Raw genomic sequence first — 16603 nt, forward strand, 5'->3', positions numbered from 1 at the left:
GTTTGATTTTGTTTGATTTTCATTTTCAAAACCATTTCAAACCCCCTCAAACCACTTCAAACGATTTTAAACAAAAAAAGATGGATTTACAATTCTACAAAAATCAGGCATCTTTAAAACAGAAAGAACACAAAAAATTTCTTGAAAGTTTAAAGAGAAAGCCGCCCAAAAACCTGGATTATCTCGTTCAGGAAACCCACGACGAAGTTTTTGAAGAAATCGATTGTCTGCAATGCGCCAACTGCTGCAAAACAACCGGACCACTTTTTACCGAAAAAGACATCGAAAGAATTTCCAAACATTTGAAAATGAAAATTTCCGATTTCGAGGCAAAATTTTTGCGAACTGATGAAGACAACGATAAAGTGTTGCAACATCTACCGTGTTGGTTTTTGAATGAGGACAATACCTGCTCTATTTATGAAGTACGTCCAAAAGCGTGTAGAGAATTTCCACATACGGACAGAAAAAAGATTTACCAGATCAATCACCTCACGATTAAAAACACCCTAATTTGTCCGGCTGCCTTTGAGTTTGTAGAGAAAATTCAGAAAAATTTGCAAAGGAAATAATTTGATTTTGCAAGTCTTAAAGATTGATAAAGTTCGTTAAACTTTCAGAAGAGAAATATTCTTTTAATTTTATTTGCGTTGTTTTACCGTACTAATCAAATTTAATTATTATGAAAAAAGTAGTTTTAACTGCAGCAGTATTGATTGCAGGAGTGTCGTTAGCCAATGCTCAAACCGCAAAAGCTGAAAAGATTTCTAAGGCAAAAGCTGAAGTGGTAACCAAAGCAGCTGTAAAAGCAGAACCAAAATCAGATACCACTGCTGCAACAGAAGATCAGGTTGCCGCAGAAAAGAAAAGAATTGAAGCAACCGAGCAAAAAGCAGAAGCAGCTGCAGAATTGAAAGCAGAACCAGTAAAAGAGCAAAAAGCGGAAGCGAAGAGAGAAAGAATTGAGTAAGCCGCACATCAATAAATCCCGATATTTTTCGGGATTTTTTTTCACAAATAATAAAAAGCATTGAAAATCAATGCTTTTTATCCTTCCATTTTACTTTTTCCCATTTTCCCGGGACAGGATTTATCTAAAGAAAAAAGCCCGAAATTTTCGAGCCTTTTCTATTTTTATACCACTCCTTGAGCCAACATTGCTTCCGCGACCTTCACGAAACCTGCGATGTTTGCACCTTTTACGTAGTTTACATATCCGTCTTCTTCAGTTCCGTAATCTTTGCACGCTTTGTGGATCCCAATCATGATTTCCTTTAAACGGGCATCAACTTCTTCGGAAGACCAGTTCAATCGAATTGAATTTTGTGTCATTTCCAAACCGGAAGTTGCAACTCCACCCGCATTGGAAGCTTTTCCTGGAGAGAAAAGCACTTTGCTGTTTAGGAAATAATTAATCGCATCCAAAGTTGAAGGCATATTTGCAGCTTCTGTTACGCAGATCACTCCGTTTGCAACAAGAATTTTTGCGTCTTCAAGAAAGAGTTCGTTTTGTGTTGCAGCAGGAATCGCCACATCACATTTCACTTCCCACGGTCTTCTTCCCGGATAAAATTCTGCATTTGGATATTTCTTTCTGTAATCTTCCGCACGGTTGTTTCCGCTCGCTCTTAACTCTAATAAATAGTCGATTTTTTCACCGCTGATTCCCTCTTTATCGTAAATATATCCATCAGGACCAGAAATCGTCACAACTTTTGCTCCAAGTTCTGTCGCTTTTTTCACAACTCCCCATGCAACATTTCCGAAACCTGAAACGGTAACTACTTTATCTTTAAAATCCTGTCCAATTGTTTTCAACATCTGTTCAGCGAAGTAAACAACGCCGTATCCAGTTGCTTCAGGACGAATTAACGAACCTCCGTAAGCCAAACCTTTTCCGGTTAAAACTCCCGTAAATTCATTTCTAATTTTTTTGTACTGCCCGAATAAATATCCGATTTCTTTTGCGCCAACTCCGATATCACCTGCAGGAACGTCGGTTTCTGGGCCGATGTGTTTGCAAAGTTCTGTCATAAAAGCTTGGCAAAACCTCATGATTTCCATGTCGGATTTTCCTTGCGGATCGAAATCCGAACCTCCTTTTCCGCCGCCCATCGGAAGAGTGGTTAAAGAATTTTTGAAAGTCTGTTCGAAAGCCAAAAATTTAAGAACAGATAAATTCACCGTTGGATGAAAACGAATTCCACCTTTGTATGGACCAATCGCCGAGTTCATTTGAATTCTGAAACCACGATTCACCTGGATTTCATTTTTGTCATCAACCCACGCAACCCTGAAAATTATAGTTCGCTCTGGTTCCGACATTCTTTCCAAAAGTTTCATACCGTTATATTCTTTCTTGGTCGCGATGAAAGGTATTACAGTAACCGCAACTTCTTTTACCGCTTGGAGAAACTCGGGTTCATTTGGGTTCTTGGCTTCGATTTTCGCAATAAATTCCTGAATTTTTTGCTCTACATTGTAATGTTCCATAAAGGGTGAGTATTATTGATAACAAATTTAATTTTTTTTACAAATACTGCAAGTTTTTTTTTGCAATTTGCTAAAATTTTAACAAAAACACGTAATATTTTTATTAAATTGATAATTTTAACTTTAAAAATATGAATTCTTGAATGTTAACAGAATATCAATAAATTATTAAAAATTAAAAATTCCTAAAGTGCAAGATATTGTCTCCCAGAAAGCGCCTTCACAAAACCAGAAATTTCCAGTTGAAGCAAATCTGGCAAAATTTTGAAGGTGGGTAAATCTATTTTTCCAGCAATTTCGTCTAGAGATAAAGGTACGGCTTTGTCCAAGGAGTTCAAAATAATTTGCTGACTTTCCGGTAACTGAATTTTAATTTCCGAAGTTGGAAAAAGTTCGCCAATTTTGGAACTATCTTTTTGAAAACCAAGCTGTTCTATAAGCGAAGATACTGTAGAAATGATTGCTGCTTTATTCTGAAAAATCAACTGATTGCAACCTTGGCTGTATTTGTCGGAAATTTTTCCGGGTAAAGCAAAAACTTCGCGATTGTAATTGCTGGCAAAAGTTGCCGTGCTGATTGAACCCCCTCCAAAAGCAGTTTCCACAACAATTGTAGAGGGAGAAAGTCCTGCAATAACACGGTTTCTTTGAATGAAGTTCTCGCGGTCCGGTTTTTGGGACGTGTTGAATTCGGTGAACAAAACGCCGTTTTCTTCTAAAATTTTGTCAGAAAGCTTTCTGTTTTTTGTTGGATATAGCGTGTGAAAACCATGCGCCAAAACTGCAATGGTAGGAATGTTGTTTTTAAGCGACTCTTCATGAACTTCTGTATCAACACCTAAAGCAAGTCCGCTGACTGTGACTAAGTTTTTGTTTTTTACCGCTTCTAAAAAATCTTGGATAAAATGTTTTCCGTATGTCGTGACATTCCTTGTTCCTACGATGCTTATGGGTTTTAGAGAAGAATCTAAATCTCCTTTTTGATAAAGAATTGCAGGAGCATCATCACATTCATTCAAAAATTTGGGCAAATGTCCAAGATGACGAAGGTTGATTTTGACATGGTGCTTTTCACAAAATTTGAGTTCTTTTTCTGCAAACTTCAAATGTTCATCGTTTCCGATTTCATGTGAAATTTTTTTGCCGATGCCGTAAATGTTTCTTAATCCCGATTTAGAAAGCAACCAAACTTCCTTTGCAGAACCTATTTCACTAACCAGTTTCCGGAAGATAATATCGCCAACTAAAGGGCAATGGCGAAGCGCGATGGTATAAAGGGTTTCTTCGGAAAACATGGTTATTTTTTTCAAATTTATTGAAAAAAATTCATTTCATTAGAATCATTTAAGGAAGTTCAGAATATCCGTTTTTGCGAAGTTCATCCAGTCTTTCCCAAACATTGTCCTTCTTTTTGTACGGCAGTTCCTGAAAATCTTCTGGATGCGCTTCTCGGTATTCCTGCCAAAGTTTGTCGTCTTTTTCGTTGTAATAATTAGGGTATTCCCAGATGAATTTTTGCTTTTCTTCGCCTGTTTTTCTAAAGATAAACGCCATCATTACGCCAATCACAGCGCCGGAAAGATGCGACTGCCATGAAATTCTGCTCGGTGTTTCAAGGGTTGAGAAAAGTTCTTCCGGCATCATTCCCCAAACCAATCCCCCATAATAAAGTGCGACCACCATTGAAACGGTGAGTAACTTCATGTTCCAGCGAAAAACGCCGCTGAAGAATAGGAAAAACGCGAGGACATACACAATTCCACTTGCGCCAATTATGCAGACATAATTATAGTCGCCTGTAAAAACATCAATCGGAGGAAGCAGCCAAACAAGAAGTCCGGTGAGAATCCAACCCAAAAAGAAAACCTTTTTAGCAATGAAAGGATAAAATTGAAACAGTAAAAAGATTAAAACAAAAATGGGAACGGAATTGCTGAAAATATGTTCCGTGTTTCCGTGAAGGAAAGGCGAAAAAATCACCCCTTTCAAACCTGAAGGAACGAGTGGAATAATGGCACCGTTGCAACCTTCAAGCAAACCGATGTTCTGTGCCAAAAAACCAAGCCACATCAAGGAAACCATGATGGCTGCGTAGATTACCGCTTTATAATTTAGGGCTTGTTTGAACATAATTTCTTTTTCAGCGAAAATGCAGCCAAATCAATATTTAAGTAAATATGGCTATTTCTTTTTGAAAATCTATAAAAAATGCAGACAAAAAGTAATAAAAGTTCAATATCCATGTTTTTATATTTTTTGTGATTGTCTTAAATTTGCAGCTATGAGAAAAATTTGGGTTTTTGTTTTAAGCTTTATTTCTGTACTTTCTTTCTCGCAGATCAGAAATGATGTTCAAAAACAAATAGATTCAATTTCGCAAAGCAAATGGAATTCGATTGCTCTTGATCTGGACAGCTTGGCAAATCCAAAACTAATCAATCTTGAAGCGCATTTCAAAGACACGATTGTGATTCATGATAAGGTTGTGATTGCGAATATTACGGGCGAAATTCCGGTTACGCCTTATAATATTCTGAAAAAGAATGACGTCATCAAATGGTTTTACTACGGGCAACATAATTTGGTTTTTAACCAGTCATCATTTTCCAATTGGAATTCGGGAGGGAATAACAGTATCGGCGTCATCGGGAAAATCAACTATAATTTGACGTATAAAAATGGGAAGCATTTTCTTGACAATACGCTGAAATTAGGCTACGGTTTTGTTTCGTCCCGTGGTGAAGCAGCCCGAAAAACCGAAGACTACATCAACCTCATGTCGAACTACGGTTATGATATTGGGAAGAACTTCTATCTTTCTACAGGTTTTCAATTTTTATCCCAATTTGCGCCGGGATACAATTATTCTTTAACGCCGGATCCAAGTTATGACGACCGCGTTTCCCGATTTATGGCACCGGGTTATTTGAATGTCGGAGTCGGTGTTTCGTATAATCCGAGTGAAAATTTTCAGGTGATTTTTCGCCCAATCAATGGTAAATTTACCTTAGTGATGGATCCTCATTTACAATATGCGGGGAAATATGGTTTGGAGCAAGACGGACAAAATGTAAAAGCGGATTTGGGAGCGTTACTGAATATTCTTTACCGGTTAAAAATTTATGAAAACATTAATTTCACCAATCAGGTTAATTTTTTCAGCAGCTACATTGATCATCCCGAACGGATCGATGTGTCTTACAACGGGACTTTGGACATCAGATTCAATAAATTTATTTCTGCGGTGGTGAGTTTCGATTTGCTTTATGACCATGACCAATTGCAGAAGCTTCAAATGAAGCAGACTTTAGGAATTGGTTTCTCTTACAACCTCGGTTTTGAGAACAAAGAAAAAAACAAGAAACTTATTAAGCCTTTCATTGTAAATTAGCTAAAAAAATAATTGATGGAAAATGTAACTTTGGTCAACACTGCTTCAGTTTTCTCAAATTATTTGGATCACCTGGAAAGATTGGTTCTTTCTTATGGAGGGGTTTTAAACATGAAAATCAACAAATATGTTTCTTCTGTGATTACATTGGATTTGTTGTACGATCACAAGCAAATCTGGAAAACGCAGGTTAAGCAAACTTTGGGTGTTGCTTCGCTTATAATATTAACAACGGTATAAAACGTTCTGATAATAAGAGCAACCAGACTTGGAAATAAATTTTCAATAAAAATTAAAAAATTTGCCACTTCATATTTGAGGTGGCATTTTGTTTATACATTCCAAAACTCCCGATCCAAGCTTCTATATTGAATGGCTTCCGAAATATGGGCAGAACTGAGGTTTTCAGCTTCCTCTAAATCTGCGATGGTTCTTGCGACTTTCAGAATTCGATCATAAGCTCTCGCTGAAAGATTGAGTTTTTCCATGGCGTTTTTAATGAGATTTTGTGAATCTTCGGTAAGTTCGCAGTACTTTTCAATGTCTTTCGGTCCCATTTGAGCATTGTAATGAATTTCGAAATCCTCATATCTTTTCGACTGAATTTCTCTTGCCTTTAAAACGCGGGTTCTAATTTCATCACTCGATTCGCCTTTTCTTTTATCGGAAAGCTGTTCGAATTCTACTTTCTGAACCTCAATGTGAATATCAATTCTGTCGAGAAGCGGTCCGGAAAGTTTGTTCATGTAACGCTGCATTTCAATTTGTGAGGAAGTATTATTGGGATCGTCGGGGAAATATCCGCTTGGACTTGGATTCATACTTGCGACCAACATGAAACTTGCAGGATAATTTACGGTAAATTTTGCCCGGGAAATAGTGACTTCTCGATCTTCCAAAGGTTGACGCATTACTTCTAGAACGGTTCTTTTAAATTCGGGCATTTCGTCCAAAAACAAAACGCCGTTATGAGCCAGAGAAATTTCTCCAGGTTGCGGATAACTTCCGCCTCCAACGAGTGCGACATCCGAAATGGTGTGATGTGGACTTCTAAAGGGACGAACGGTCATCAAAGAAGTTTCCGTCCCGATTTTTCCTGCCACAGAATGAATTTTTGTGGTTTCTAGAGCTTCCTTTAAAGTTAAGGGCGGCAAAATACTGGGAACTCTTTTTGCCAACATGGTTTTTCCACTTCCGGGAGGGCCGATTAAAATGATATTGTGACCACCTGCAGCAGCGACTTCCATTGCTCGTTTTGCGGTTTCTTGTCCTTTGACTTCAGAAAAATCGGTGGAAAAGAAATTAATTTTTTCCTGGAATTCTTTTCGAGTATCAATAGTAGTTCTTTCTAAAGGAATCCCATTATTAAAGAAATCGATGACTTCCTTGATGTTTTCAATCCCATAAACTTCTAGCTGATCAACGATTGCAGCTTCACGAATGTTTTGTTTCGGTAAAATTATTCCTTTGAAACCTTCTTCCCTCGCTTTGATGGCAATTGGCAAAACACCTTTTATGGGAAGCAAACCTCCGTCCAAAGAAAGTTCGCCCATGATGACATAATCGCCGATGTTTTCCGCTTTAATTTGTTCGGATGCCACAAGAATACCTAAAGCAATGCTCAAATCATAGGCAGTTCCCTCTTTACGAATATCGGCAGGAGCCATGTTGATGGTCACTTTTTTTCCGGGGATTTTGAAGCCTTGGTTTTTTAACGCTGCTGAAATTCTGTAGCTGCTTTCTTTAATCGCACTATCTGGAAGTCCGACCACATGATAACCAACACCGGAAGTATCCACATTGACTTCAATGGTAATGGTTTGCGCAGAAACGCCGTGGATAGCACTCCCGTAAATTTTGACTAACATGATTCGTGTTTTGAGTAAAATTAGGAAAAATTACTGAATGTTGTCGAAAAAATTGGAAGAGTCTTTAGGTACATAACAAAAAAATCTCCCAGTTTCCTGAAAGATTTTTGTTTTGTGGGTCCTGAGGGATTCGAACCCCCGACCCTCTGGGTGTAAACCAGATGCTCTGAACCAACTGAGCTAAGAACCCGATCAATTTGATTTTTCAAATTTTCGTTCGGCAAATATACGAGGTTTTTTTATTTCTGCAAATTTTTTTCTAAAAATTCTCCCACGACAAAGTTGCTTCCACCGATGAAAATCATTTCACCATCTCTAACATTCTGTATTGCAGAAAGATATCCTGAATTGACGTCTTGAAAAATTTTATAATTTATTTTTGATTTTTTCAGCAATTCTTCATACTCCAACGGATTTCTGCCACGATTGATAGACGGTTTTACAAAATAATAAGTAGCTTTTTCAGGTAGAATCCTCAATACCTCATCGATTTTCTTATCATTAACAAAGCCTAAAACAATATGCTTAAATTTTGGAATCTCATTCAGTTGTGAAAAAACCATTTCCAATCCCGCTTGATTATGTGCGGTGTCGCAAATTGTTAAAGGATTATCTGAAAACTCAAACCACCGACCAATGAAGTTAGTGTTTTTATGGACGTTCATCAATCCTGTTTCAATATTCTTTTCAGAAATCTTTAAACCTAATTTTTGTAACTCATTGACCAGGGCCAGAACAACACGAATGTTTTTTTCTTGGTAGTTTCCTAGTAAATCAGACCTTAAATCGGTTTTTATTAAAGTAGCATCTAAAAATTTGGAATGAAGCTTCTCCGCTTTTTCTTTAATGATTTTTTTTACGAGGTCATTCTCGTCGCCTGAAATAATCGGAGTTTTTTCTTTGATGATCCCCGCTTTTTCTACTGCGATTTGTGCAATAGTGTCGCCCAAAATATTTTGATGGTCCAGCTGAACATTCGTAATCGCAGAAACCAAAGGTTTGATAATGTTTGTGGAATCCAGTCTTCCGCCTAAACCAACTTCAATTATCGCATAATCAACTTTTTGCTGATAAAAGTACTCGAACGCCATAATCGTGGTGAATTCGAAAAAAGACGGACGAATTTCTCCCGGTAAATTTTTTAATTTCTGAATGAAATGATAGACAAATTCCTTGTCGCAATTTTCCCCATCCACCTTAATCCTTTCCGTGAAATCGATTAAATGTGGGGAATTGTAGAGACCGATTTTATAACCGCACTCCTGCAAAACCGAAGCGAGCATATTGCTTGTAGAGCCTTTTCCGTTCGTTCCACCGATATGAATGGTTTTGATTTTATCTTGTGGATTTCCGAAAAATTCGCATAGTTTTTTGATGTTGTCAAGTCCTGGTTTGTACGCTTTTTGTCCGTCGATTTGATAATTCGGCATCTGTACGAACAGCCATTCGATTGCTTCCTGATACTGCTGATTTGTCATGACGCAAAATTCTTAAAACTTTTTGGAATTTTGATTTTTTTTTGAATCTACAATTTTTGGAGAACTATTAGGTTTCGGAAACCTATAAGGTCCAAATTTTGTAAAAAAAATAAACTTGTTGTAGAAATTAAAAAAATCCTATCAAATTAAAAAGTAATGCGATAAGTCCCGGTTGAGGAAGTATTCGCTTTTTCCGCCTTCACATACCTTTTCACCCATTCCACCGAAGTTGTTGCCACACAATTATCGGATATTCCGCCCGAACGACGCGCAGAAATCACATTTCCGGCTTTATCTACCGTGTATGAAATGTTAATGGTTCCGCTTGCAGAACAGTTGTGCGAAGGTTGAGCACCGCCTCTCCCCATGGTTCCGGGAATAAAACCGATTAATTTTCGGTCAACTCCGATTTTGCTGTCGCCGTTTCCATCGCCTCCCAATGGATCTCCCGTGTTTCCTGTTGTCCCATTGGTTCCTTGAGTACCGGTTTTGGTTCCTCGCCCTTTAATTAAATTTCCAATTGCGGCAGTTCCTTTTCCATCACCGGTCCCAGTTTTTGAATTGGGTGTTGCTGCTTTTGTTGCGGCAGCTTTAGTAGAAATTGTTTTTGTAGGTGTTTTTTCCGTTGCTTTGGATGCGGTTTTTGTTTCTGTTTTGGTAACGTTTTCGACTTTTGGTGCGGAAGCTTTACTGTTGTTTCCTGTTAAGATTTTCTCTTTTACAGGTTTTGCAGGTTCAGCTACAGGTTCAGGTTTTGATTCCTTCACTTCTTCTTTAACGGGTTCCGGAACAGTAACTTCACTATTTGCAGCCAAGCTTCCTTCCTGTGTTGCGGGTTCTTCTAAATCAGCTCCGTTTTGATTGTCACCGAAATTGATGAGCATCGTGGTAATCTGTTCAGGTTTTTGGATGGTTTTTGTGAAAGTGTAGAAAAAAATCAGCAAAAAAACCAACAATGAAGCCAGAAAAGTAATTATCGCACTTTTCGTTTTGTCTTTTCGTTCGTTTCTGATATGCTGTGCTGCGTAATCCATTAGTCTGTTTGCGTAGTAGCAATCGCTAAATTGTATTTGTGAGTTTCCGCAATTCCCATCACGAAAACTACGTCTTTATGTTTGGTGTTTTGGTCTGCTCTAATTGTAAATGAAGGGTTTTGTTCTCCCTTTAAAGCTTCTACTAAATAATTTTCAAGTTGTTCTTTTGGAATTTCCTTATCGTTCACAAAATACTTGCCGTCTTCCTTTATCGTCACTGTCGATGGATCTTGAACGCTTGGGTTTGAAGCATCTGCTTTTGGCAGTTTAACATCAATTGCGCTTTGTGAAATGGCGGAACTCGTAATCATAAAGAAAATCAATAACAGGAAAATAATATCCGTCATCGATGCCATGCTGAATTCGGCGTTTACACGGTTTCTTCGTTTCAGTTCCATTGCGACAATTTTGTTTAAAGGGTTTATTGTTTTGTTTCAGGTTTTCGGTTAAAAAATTCACCATTCAATTCCGAAGGAAAATTTACCATTCACACCTGGTTCTTGGCTCTTTTTACTTGGCTCTTTTACAATGGCTTATTCAACGTGTCCAAAAACTCGTTCACATGCGTCTGAATTTTCAAAACCAATCGGTCCACATTCGTCACCAAAATATTGTAGAAGAAGTAGGCGGGAATTCCCACGAATAAACCAACTGCAGTGGTCGCCATCGCCGTATAAATTCCTGATGCTAAAAGTTTCGGACTTACCGCTCCTGTAACATTTGAAATTTCAAAAAACGCCATAATCATTCCGACCACTGTTCCCAAAAAACCCAACATCGGCGCTGCTCCTGAAGCTGAAGCCAAAATATTCAGGTTCTTTTCCAATTTAGAAACTTCAAGTTGTCCCTGGTTTTGCATCGCGTTCGAAATGTCGGAAATAGGTCTTCCAATTCTTGCCAAACCTTTTTCAATCATCCTAGCTTCGGGAGAATCGATGGTTCTGCAATAATCTACTGCGGTTTGGATTTTACCTTCCTGAACAAAATCTTTAATGTTTTCAAGAAAGTTCGGAGTTTCTTTTGAAGCTCTTTTAATGAAAAAGTATCTTTCTAAAAATATATAAAGCGCCAAAATTCCCGTGAGAAAAATAGCAATCATAATCGTGTTTCCAATGATTCCGCCGCTGAAAAGGATTTCCCAAAGCGAAAAGACGTGTTTTTCTGTAGCCGTATTTACAACTTGAGTAGGGGTCTGTAAAAACATTTTCTAGTTTTTGATGTTAAAATTTAACGGCAAAAACAACTTAATATTGTTGAAATGCCGATGTTTAGAAGGTTTAAATTAAAATCATCCCGTATGAAAGTAAAAATTGAAAAGGATTTTAGTCTTCCTCAATCACAATTTCATCCTGCTTGAAATTGCATTTCAGTTTAAAGGGAATCGGTTCATCGGAGCCGGTGTAGAAATCATCAATATTTCCCTTCCAATAAAGATTTAGCTCGCCTTCACCATCTTGTTCAAAAGCAAGTTCGCTGTCATAAAGATAGGCATCCTCATCATCGAAAAGGTCGACATTGGTGTAAGTTTCCTCATTGGAATCATTGATTACTAAAGTTTTTCCTGCAAGTTCGGCATCTTCAATCGGGAAATCGAAGATATTCATCGAAAGTTGCGGAAAATTGTATTGCAAAGAATCATCATCAACATGGTCCAAAGAATCGTCCGTGATGATTTCAACTTCCAAAAAATGTTCTTTATTGGTGTAAACCGCTTTGCAGTAAGTGCTTTTGATGTGGTATTTAAGGGTTTCTTCGGGGTGGTAGATTTTTAAAATCCCTTTCATTTCGGTAGAAAAAAATGTGTTAAATGTTTGATAATTAAACTGATTGAACAAAGATAAAAAATAGATTGTATGTGCAAAATTTTTTGAGTTTTTTTTGATACGAGTTACGAGTTACGGGATGCAAGGTTTCAAAATGCAATCTTTACACATAAGGAGAATTGGTCATTTCGAACGATGTGAGAAATCTATTAAGTGCTGAAAATTGTTTTCCAGATTTGGAATTCCGCAGCGCGCACCTCGAACCTCGAACCTCACATACTGTATCTCGAAACTTTATTATAATTTAGCAATCACAAAATTTTAAAAATGAAAAAAACGTTTTTTAAAGTAATTCTTGCATTGTCGGTTTTTGCAATGATTTTTTCGTGCAAAAAATCAGATTCGCCTTTAACCAAAGTTACTCCAGTAGAATTGGATTCCATTGCTTCTAATTATTATGAACAATATTTAAAGCTTTATCCTCTTGAAGCCACTGCTCAAGGCGATTTGCGCTACAATGACCAATTGCCGATTAATATTGACAAGGATTTTATCTCGGGTGAAATTTCTTTTTACAATTCTGTTCAAAAGCAATTGAAAAAGGTGGATTATAAAAACTTGAGCGACGATCAGAAAACCGTTTACGATGTTTTGGATTATGCTTTAAAAGACAAGATAGAACGTTACGCTTATCATCCTGAATACATTCCGTTCACGCAGTTTGGTGGATTGCCGCTCGATTTTCCACTGTTGGGAAGCGGGCAGGGAAGCCAACCTTTCAAAACCGAAAAAGATTACGACGATTGGTTGAAGAGAGCCGAAAAATTTCCGGATTGGATGGATACCGCGATTGAAAATTTCCGAACAGGAATTGCCAATAATTATGTGTTGCCTAAAAAATTGGTAGTGAAAATGATTCCGCAGATGAAAGCAGATGAAATCATCACGACTAATTTTGATAAAAATATTTTTTACGGACCCATTAAAAATTTCCCAAAAAGTTTTAACGCTGCTCAAAAAGATAAATTCACCGTTTTGTATAAGGATATGATTAGCAAAAAAATCATTCCGACTTACACCAAAATGGGCAACTTTCTTGAAACAGAATATTTACCGAAAGCGAGAAATACCGATGGAATCAACGCTTTACCAAAAGGAAACGAAATTTACACCTACTACGCAAAAAGTTGGACGACGACCGGAAAAACTCCTGAAGAAATTAATAAAATTGGTTTAGAACAAGTCGCGATGCTGCGAAACGAAATGGAGAAAGTAAAGCAACAAGTGGGATTTAATGGGACATTAGAACAGTTTATTTCTCACGTTAAAGAAGACCCGAAAGCAATGCCTTACAAAACCAACAAAGAAGTGTTGGCAGCTTTCAATGGAATCTTAACCAAAATCACCCCAAAACTGAAAACCATGTTTTCCATCACTCCGAAAACACCTTTCGAAATTAGACAGACCGAAAAATTCCGTGAAGCGAGCGCAAGTGCAGAATATGTGGTGGGAACTCCCGACGGAAAAAGACCGGGAATTTTTTACATTCCCCTTCCAAATCCTGAAAAATTTAATGTGACTTCCGGGATGGAATCGCTGTTTCTTCACGAAGCAATTCCGGGACATCATTATCAGATTTCTTTGCAGCAGGAAAATACAAAACTTCCAAAATTTATGCGTTTCGGTTGGTTTGGAGCTTATGGAGAAGGTTGGGCTTTATATTGCGAATCACTCGGTAAAGAGTTTGGACTTTACACCGATCCTTACCAAAAAATGGGTTCGTTGAGCGATGCGATGTTGCGTGCGGTTCGCCTTGTTGTGGACACCGGAATTCACACCGGAAAAATGACGAGAGAAGAGGCTATTGCCTATTTCCTAAACAATATTGCGTACGATGAAGCAGGAGCAACCGCTGAAATAGAGCGGTACATGGCGATGCCGGGACAAGCTTTGAGTTACAAAATCGGCGCTTTAAAAATCCGGGAACTCCGCGATAAATACCAAAAACAGTTGGGTTCAAAATTCAGTTTAGCCCAATTTCATGATGAGGTTTTGAATCAAGGTTGTCTTCCGTTGGACGTTCTTGAAAGAAAGATGGACAATTGGGCGAAAAAGCAGTAATTTTTTGACGATTTACAGGATTAAAACAAGTAATATCCACCGAATTTGGTGGATTCGTTTTGTATTTTAGAATAATTTATAAATAATTAAAACTTGTTGCCGAAATGAAAACATCTTTATTTTATGGTTGTATATTTTAACCATAAAATAAAAAATAGTAATAAGGAATGAAAAATATTCTTTATTTTTACCCTTCAAAAAACTATGTTGAATGCAAGAGAATTTTCCGCTATCAATTTCGGGCTTAAAAGGGGATGTTCTTGAAAATTTATTAAATCATATTCCGTTCGGTTTTTCATTGATGACGGGCGATTACCTCGTTGAGTCCGTTAATGATTTTTGGCTTCAGATTGTTCAAAAGACAAGGGAAGAAGTTGTCGGCAAAAATCTTTTTGAAGTTTTTCCTGAAACAAAAGAACAGTTATTTCCTATTTTTGAAAATATCAAAAAAACAGGCGAACAATTTTACGCTCCCGAATACAGCATCAAAATGATTCGCAACGGGATTTTGCAGGATGTTTTCTTTAATTTTGTCTATCATCCGATTTATGATGAAGATGGAAATTTCCAATATTTTGCGACGGTTGTTATCGAAATCACAGATTTAATCGGCATTAAGAATAAAATTAAGGAAGAGGAGGAACGTCTTCGTTTGGCGACAGAAAGCACCCAAACCGCAACTTGGGATTTGAATCTCAGAACCTTCGAAGTTGTTCATTCACCGTATCTCGCAGAAATTTTTGGTTACGATAAAGACGAGAAAATTCTTCATGCAACCATGCGCGAACATCTCGTTGAGGAAGACCGAAAAAATGTGGTGGAAAAAGCCTTCGAAAAAGCGTTAAAAACAGGAATCTATCAATACGAATCACGCTTAATCGACAAGAAAGTTGCTGAAAAATGGATTGCCACCCAAGGAAAAGTGTTTTTTGACGAATCAGGAAATCCTTACCGAATGTTGGGCGTTATGCGCGACATTACGGAGAAGAAAAACAACGAAATTCTCTTGCAGCAAAGCCACCATCAGTTAAACACCGCGATGGATGCCACAAAACTCGGCAGATTCGATATGGATCCCGAAACGTTGGAAAAATTTAATTTCTCACCAAGATTTTTGGAGATTTTCGGGTATGATGTAAATACCGAAACGATTGATTCCAAAATATTCGAGAAACATATTCATCACAAATTTATCCCGATTCGTCTTGAAGCTTTAAAAAAAGCAAAAGAAACGGGCGATTTGTATTATCAGACCAAGATTGTTCTACGTGACAAAACCGTAAAATGGATTGAAATTTATGGTCGATTAATGCCGTCTCCCGATGGAAGAAAATCCTACATTTCTGGAACAATCCGTGATATTACCGAACATAAAGATTTCGAAAAAAATATCAGCGAAAGTGAAAAAAAATACCGATTTCTCGCCGATTCCATGCCGCAAATCGTTTGGATTGCCGAACCCGATGGGACTTTGACGTATGTTAACAAAGAAACTCTGGATTATTCGGGGAAAAATTACAACGACTTCATTGAGGAAAACGGTTGGACAGAAATCGTGCATCCCGATGAACAGGAGGAGAATATCCGACTTTGGATGAGAAGTGTAAAAACGAAAAAACCGTTTTTCTTTGAACACCGCTTCAGAAATAAGGAAAACGAATACCGATGGTTCATGAGCCGCGCCTATCCCGAACTCGACGAAAACGGAAACGTAAAAAAATGGGTCGGAACAAGTACGGATATCGATGACATGAAGAAGCAGGAAAAGCAGAAAAATGACTTCATCAAAATGGCGAATCATGAACTGAAAACTCCTGTTACAACAATAAAAGGATATGTTCAGTTACTGAAAAAAATGCGTGGTGAATCGGATGATAAATTCTTGGTGAATTCATTAAACACCATTGAAAAGCAGGTCAACAAATTGACGGCCTTAATTGGTGATTTATTGGATATTTCAAGAATAGAATCGGGGAAACTTCCACTCAATAAAAAAGAATTTTCGCTTCTGGAACTCGTTACCGAAACCATCGAAGACATCAAAGCTTCTGAACAAAGTCATCAAATAAATTTTGAGTTGAAACACGCTTCAGATATCGAAGTTTTTGCCGACAAGGAAAGAATAACCCAAGTTCTGAATAATCTTTTAACGAACGCCATTAAATACTCCCCACAATCTGACAAAGTGAACGTGGAAATGTATGTCGATGGAGAAAGCGCCGTAGTTTCGGTTCAAGACTTCGGAATTGGAATGGAACATGACGAACTGACGAAAATTTTTGAAAGATTTTACAGGGTTTCAGGCGACGACGAAGAAACCTACCCTGGTTTCGGTATCGGACTTTTTATCGTGCAAGATATTTTAGAAAGACACGACGGAAAAATTTGGGTGGAAAGCAAAAAAAATGTGGGAAGCAAATTCTATTTCGCTCTTTCTCTTTACAAAGATTAAAAA

General features: G+C 37.6%; 14 protein-coding genes, 1 tRNA gene and 1 pseudogene. 6 read left to right on the plus strand and 10 right to left on the minus strand.

The window, feature by feature from the left end; all coding sequences use genetic code 11:
* Nucleotides 1–80 precede the first annotated feature (80 nt).
* The gene (locus tag J4771_RS09395; RefSeq protein ID WP_224134764.1) at nt 81–572 is read left to right on the plus strand and encodes a YkgJ family cysteine cluster protein; all 492 of its coding nucleotides are present in this window, start codon (nt 81–83) and stop codon (nt 570–572) included.
* Nucleotides 573–682: 110 nt separating this feature from the next.
* Entirely contained in the window at nt 683–970 is a 288-nt protein-coding gene (locus tag J4771_RS09400; RefSeq protein WP_224134765.1) for a hypothetical protein, read from the plus strand.
* 164 nt (nt 971–1134) lie between these two features.
* Here J4771_RS09400 and gdhA read toward each other — a convergent pair whose 3' ends face one another.
* The 3 genes from gdhA to J4771_RS09415 form a co-directional block, all read right to left on the minus strand.
* Nucleotides 1135–2493, minus strand: coding sequence for an NADP-specific glutamate dehydrogenase (gene gdhA / locus J4771_RS09405; protein ID WP_224134766.1), 1359 nt, complete (start codon nt 2491–2493; stop codon nt 1135–1137).
* Between the two features lie 185 nt (nt 2494–2678).
* Nucleotides 2679–3788, minus strand: a complete 1110-nt coding sequence (gene dprA / locus J4771_RS09410) for a DNA-processing protein DprA (protein ID WP_224134767.1) — start codon at nt 3786–3788, stop codon at nt 2679–2681.
* A gap of 49 nt (nt 3789–3837) precedes the next feature.
* Nucleotides 3838–4623 (minus strand): rhomboid family intramembrane serine protease, encoded by a 786-nt coding sequence (locus tag J4771_RS09415; protein WP_224134768.1) that lies wholly within the window; start codon nt 4621–4623, stop codon nt 3838–3840.
* 151 nt (nt 4624–4774) lie between these two features.
* Between J4771_RS09415 and J4771_RS09420 the strand changes: the two genes are divergently transcribed.
* Both J4771_RS09420 and J4771_RS09425 read left to right on the plus strand, forming a co-directional pair.
* A complete protein-coding gene (locus J4771_RS09420) occupies nt 4775–5884 on the plus strand; it encodes a DUF3078 domain-containing protein (protein WP_224134769.1) in 1110 nt (369 codons plus the stop codon).
* Between the two features lie 12 nt (nt 5885–5896).
* Nucleotides 5897–6162 (plus strand): annotated as a pseudogene (locus tag J4771_RS09425) (DUF3078 domain-containing protein); the annotation flags it as partial.
* Nucleotides 6163–6216: 54 nt separating this feature from the next.
* Here J4771_RS09425 and J4771_RS09430 read toward each other — a convergent pair.
* The 7 genes from J4771_RS09430 to J4771_RS09460 all read right to left on the minus strand — a co-directional run bounded on the left by J4771_RS09430 (nt 6217) and on the right by J4771_RS09460 (nt 12048).
* Nucleotides 6217–7752 (minus strand): YifB family Mg chelatase-like AAA ATPase, encoded by a 1536-nt coding sequence (locus J4771_RS09430; protein ID WP_224134770.1) that lies wholly within the window; start codon nt 7750–7752, stop codon nt 6217–6219.
* Nucleotides 7753–7867: 115 nt separating this feature from the next.
* Nucleotides 7868–7942, minus strand: a tRNA-Val gene (locus J4771_RS09435).
* A gap of 49 nt (nt 7943–7991) precedes the next feature.
* Nucleotides 7992–9230 carry a bifunctional folylpolyglutamate synthase/dihydrofolate synthase gene (locus J4771_RS09440; protein ID WP_224134771.1) on the minus strand — a complete coding sequence of 413 codons (1239 nt, stop codon included), beginning with the start codon at nt 9228–9230 and terminating at the stop codon, nt 7992–7994.
* A gap of 146 nt (nt 9231–9376) precedes the next feature.
* On the minus strand, nt 9377–10264 hold the full coding sequence (locus J4771_RS09445; RefSeq protein ID WP_224134772.1) for a ferric siderophore ABC transporter substrate-binding protein: 888 nt from the start codon (nt 10262–10264) through the stop codon (nt 9377–9379).
* On the minus strand, nt 10264–10662 hold the full coding sequence (locus tag J4771_RS09450; protein WP_224134773.1) for an ExbD/TolR family protein: 399 nt from the start codon (nt 10660–10662) through the stop codon (nt 10264–10266). The genes J4771_RS09445 and J4771_RS09450 overlap by 1 nt, the downstream gene beginning before the upstream one ends.
* A 125-nt stretch (nt 10663–10787) precedes the next feature.
* Nucleotides 10788–11468, minus strand: a complete 681-nt coding sequence (locus J4771_RS09455) for a MotA/TolQ/ExbB proton channel family protein (protein ID WP_224134774.1) — start codon at nt 11466–11468, stop codon at nt 10788–10790.
* A 118-nt stretch (nt 11469–11586) separates the two neighbouring features.
* A complete protein-coding gene (locus J4771_RS09460; protein ID WP_224134775.1) occupies nt 11587–12048 on the minus strand; it encodes a hypothetical protein in 462 nt (153 codons plus the stop codon).
* Between the two features lie 306 nt (nt 12049–12354).
* Here J4771_RS09460 and J4771_RS09465 point away from each other — a divergent pair, with 306 nt between their 5' ends.
* Both J4771_RS09465 and J4771_RS09470 read left to right on the plus strand, forming a co-directional pair.
* The gene (locus J4771_RS09465) at nt 12355–14148 is read left to right on the plus strand and encodes a DUF885 domain-containing protein (protein ID WP_224134776.1); all 1794 of its coding nucleotides are present in this window, start codon (nt 12355–12357) and stop codon (nt 14146–14148) included.
* A 211-nt stretch (nt 14149–14359) separates the two neighbouring features.
* Nucleotides 14360–16600: a PAS domain S-box protein gene (locus J4771_RS09470; protein WP_224134777.1), complete on the plus strand. Its 2241-nt coding sequence runs from the start codon at nt 14360–14362 to the stop codon at nt 16598–16600.
* The last annotated feature ends 3 nt before the right edge of the window (nt 16601–16603 follow it).

Origin of the sequence: Candidatus Kaistella beijingensis, assembly GCF_020084865.1 — a bacterium.
Taxonomy (GTDB): Bacteria; Bacteroidota; Bacteroidia; order Flavobacteriales; family Weeksellaceae; genus Kaistella; species Kaistella beijingensis.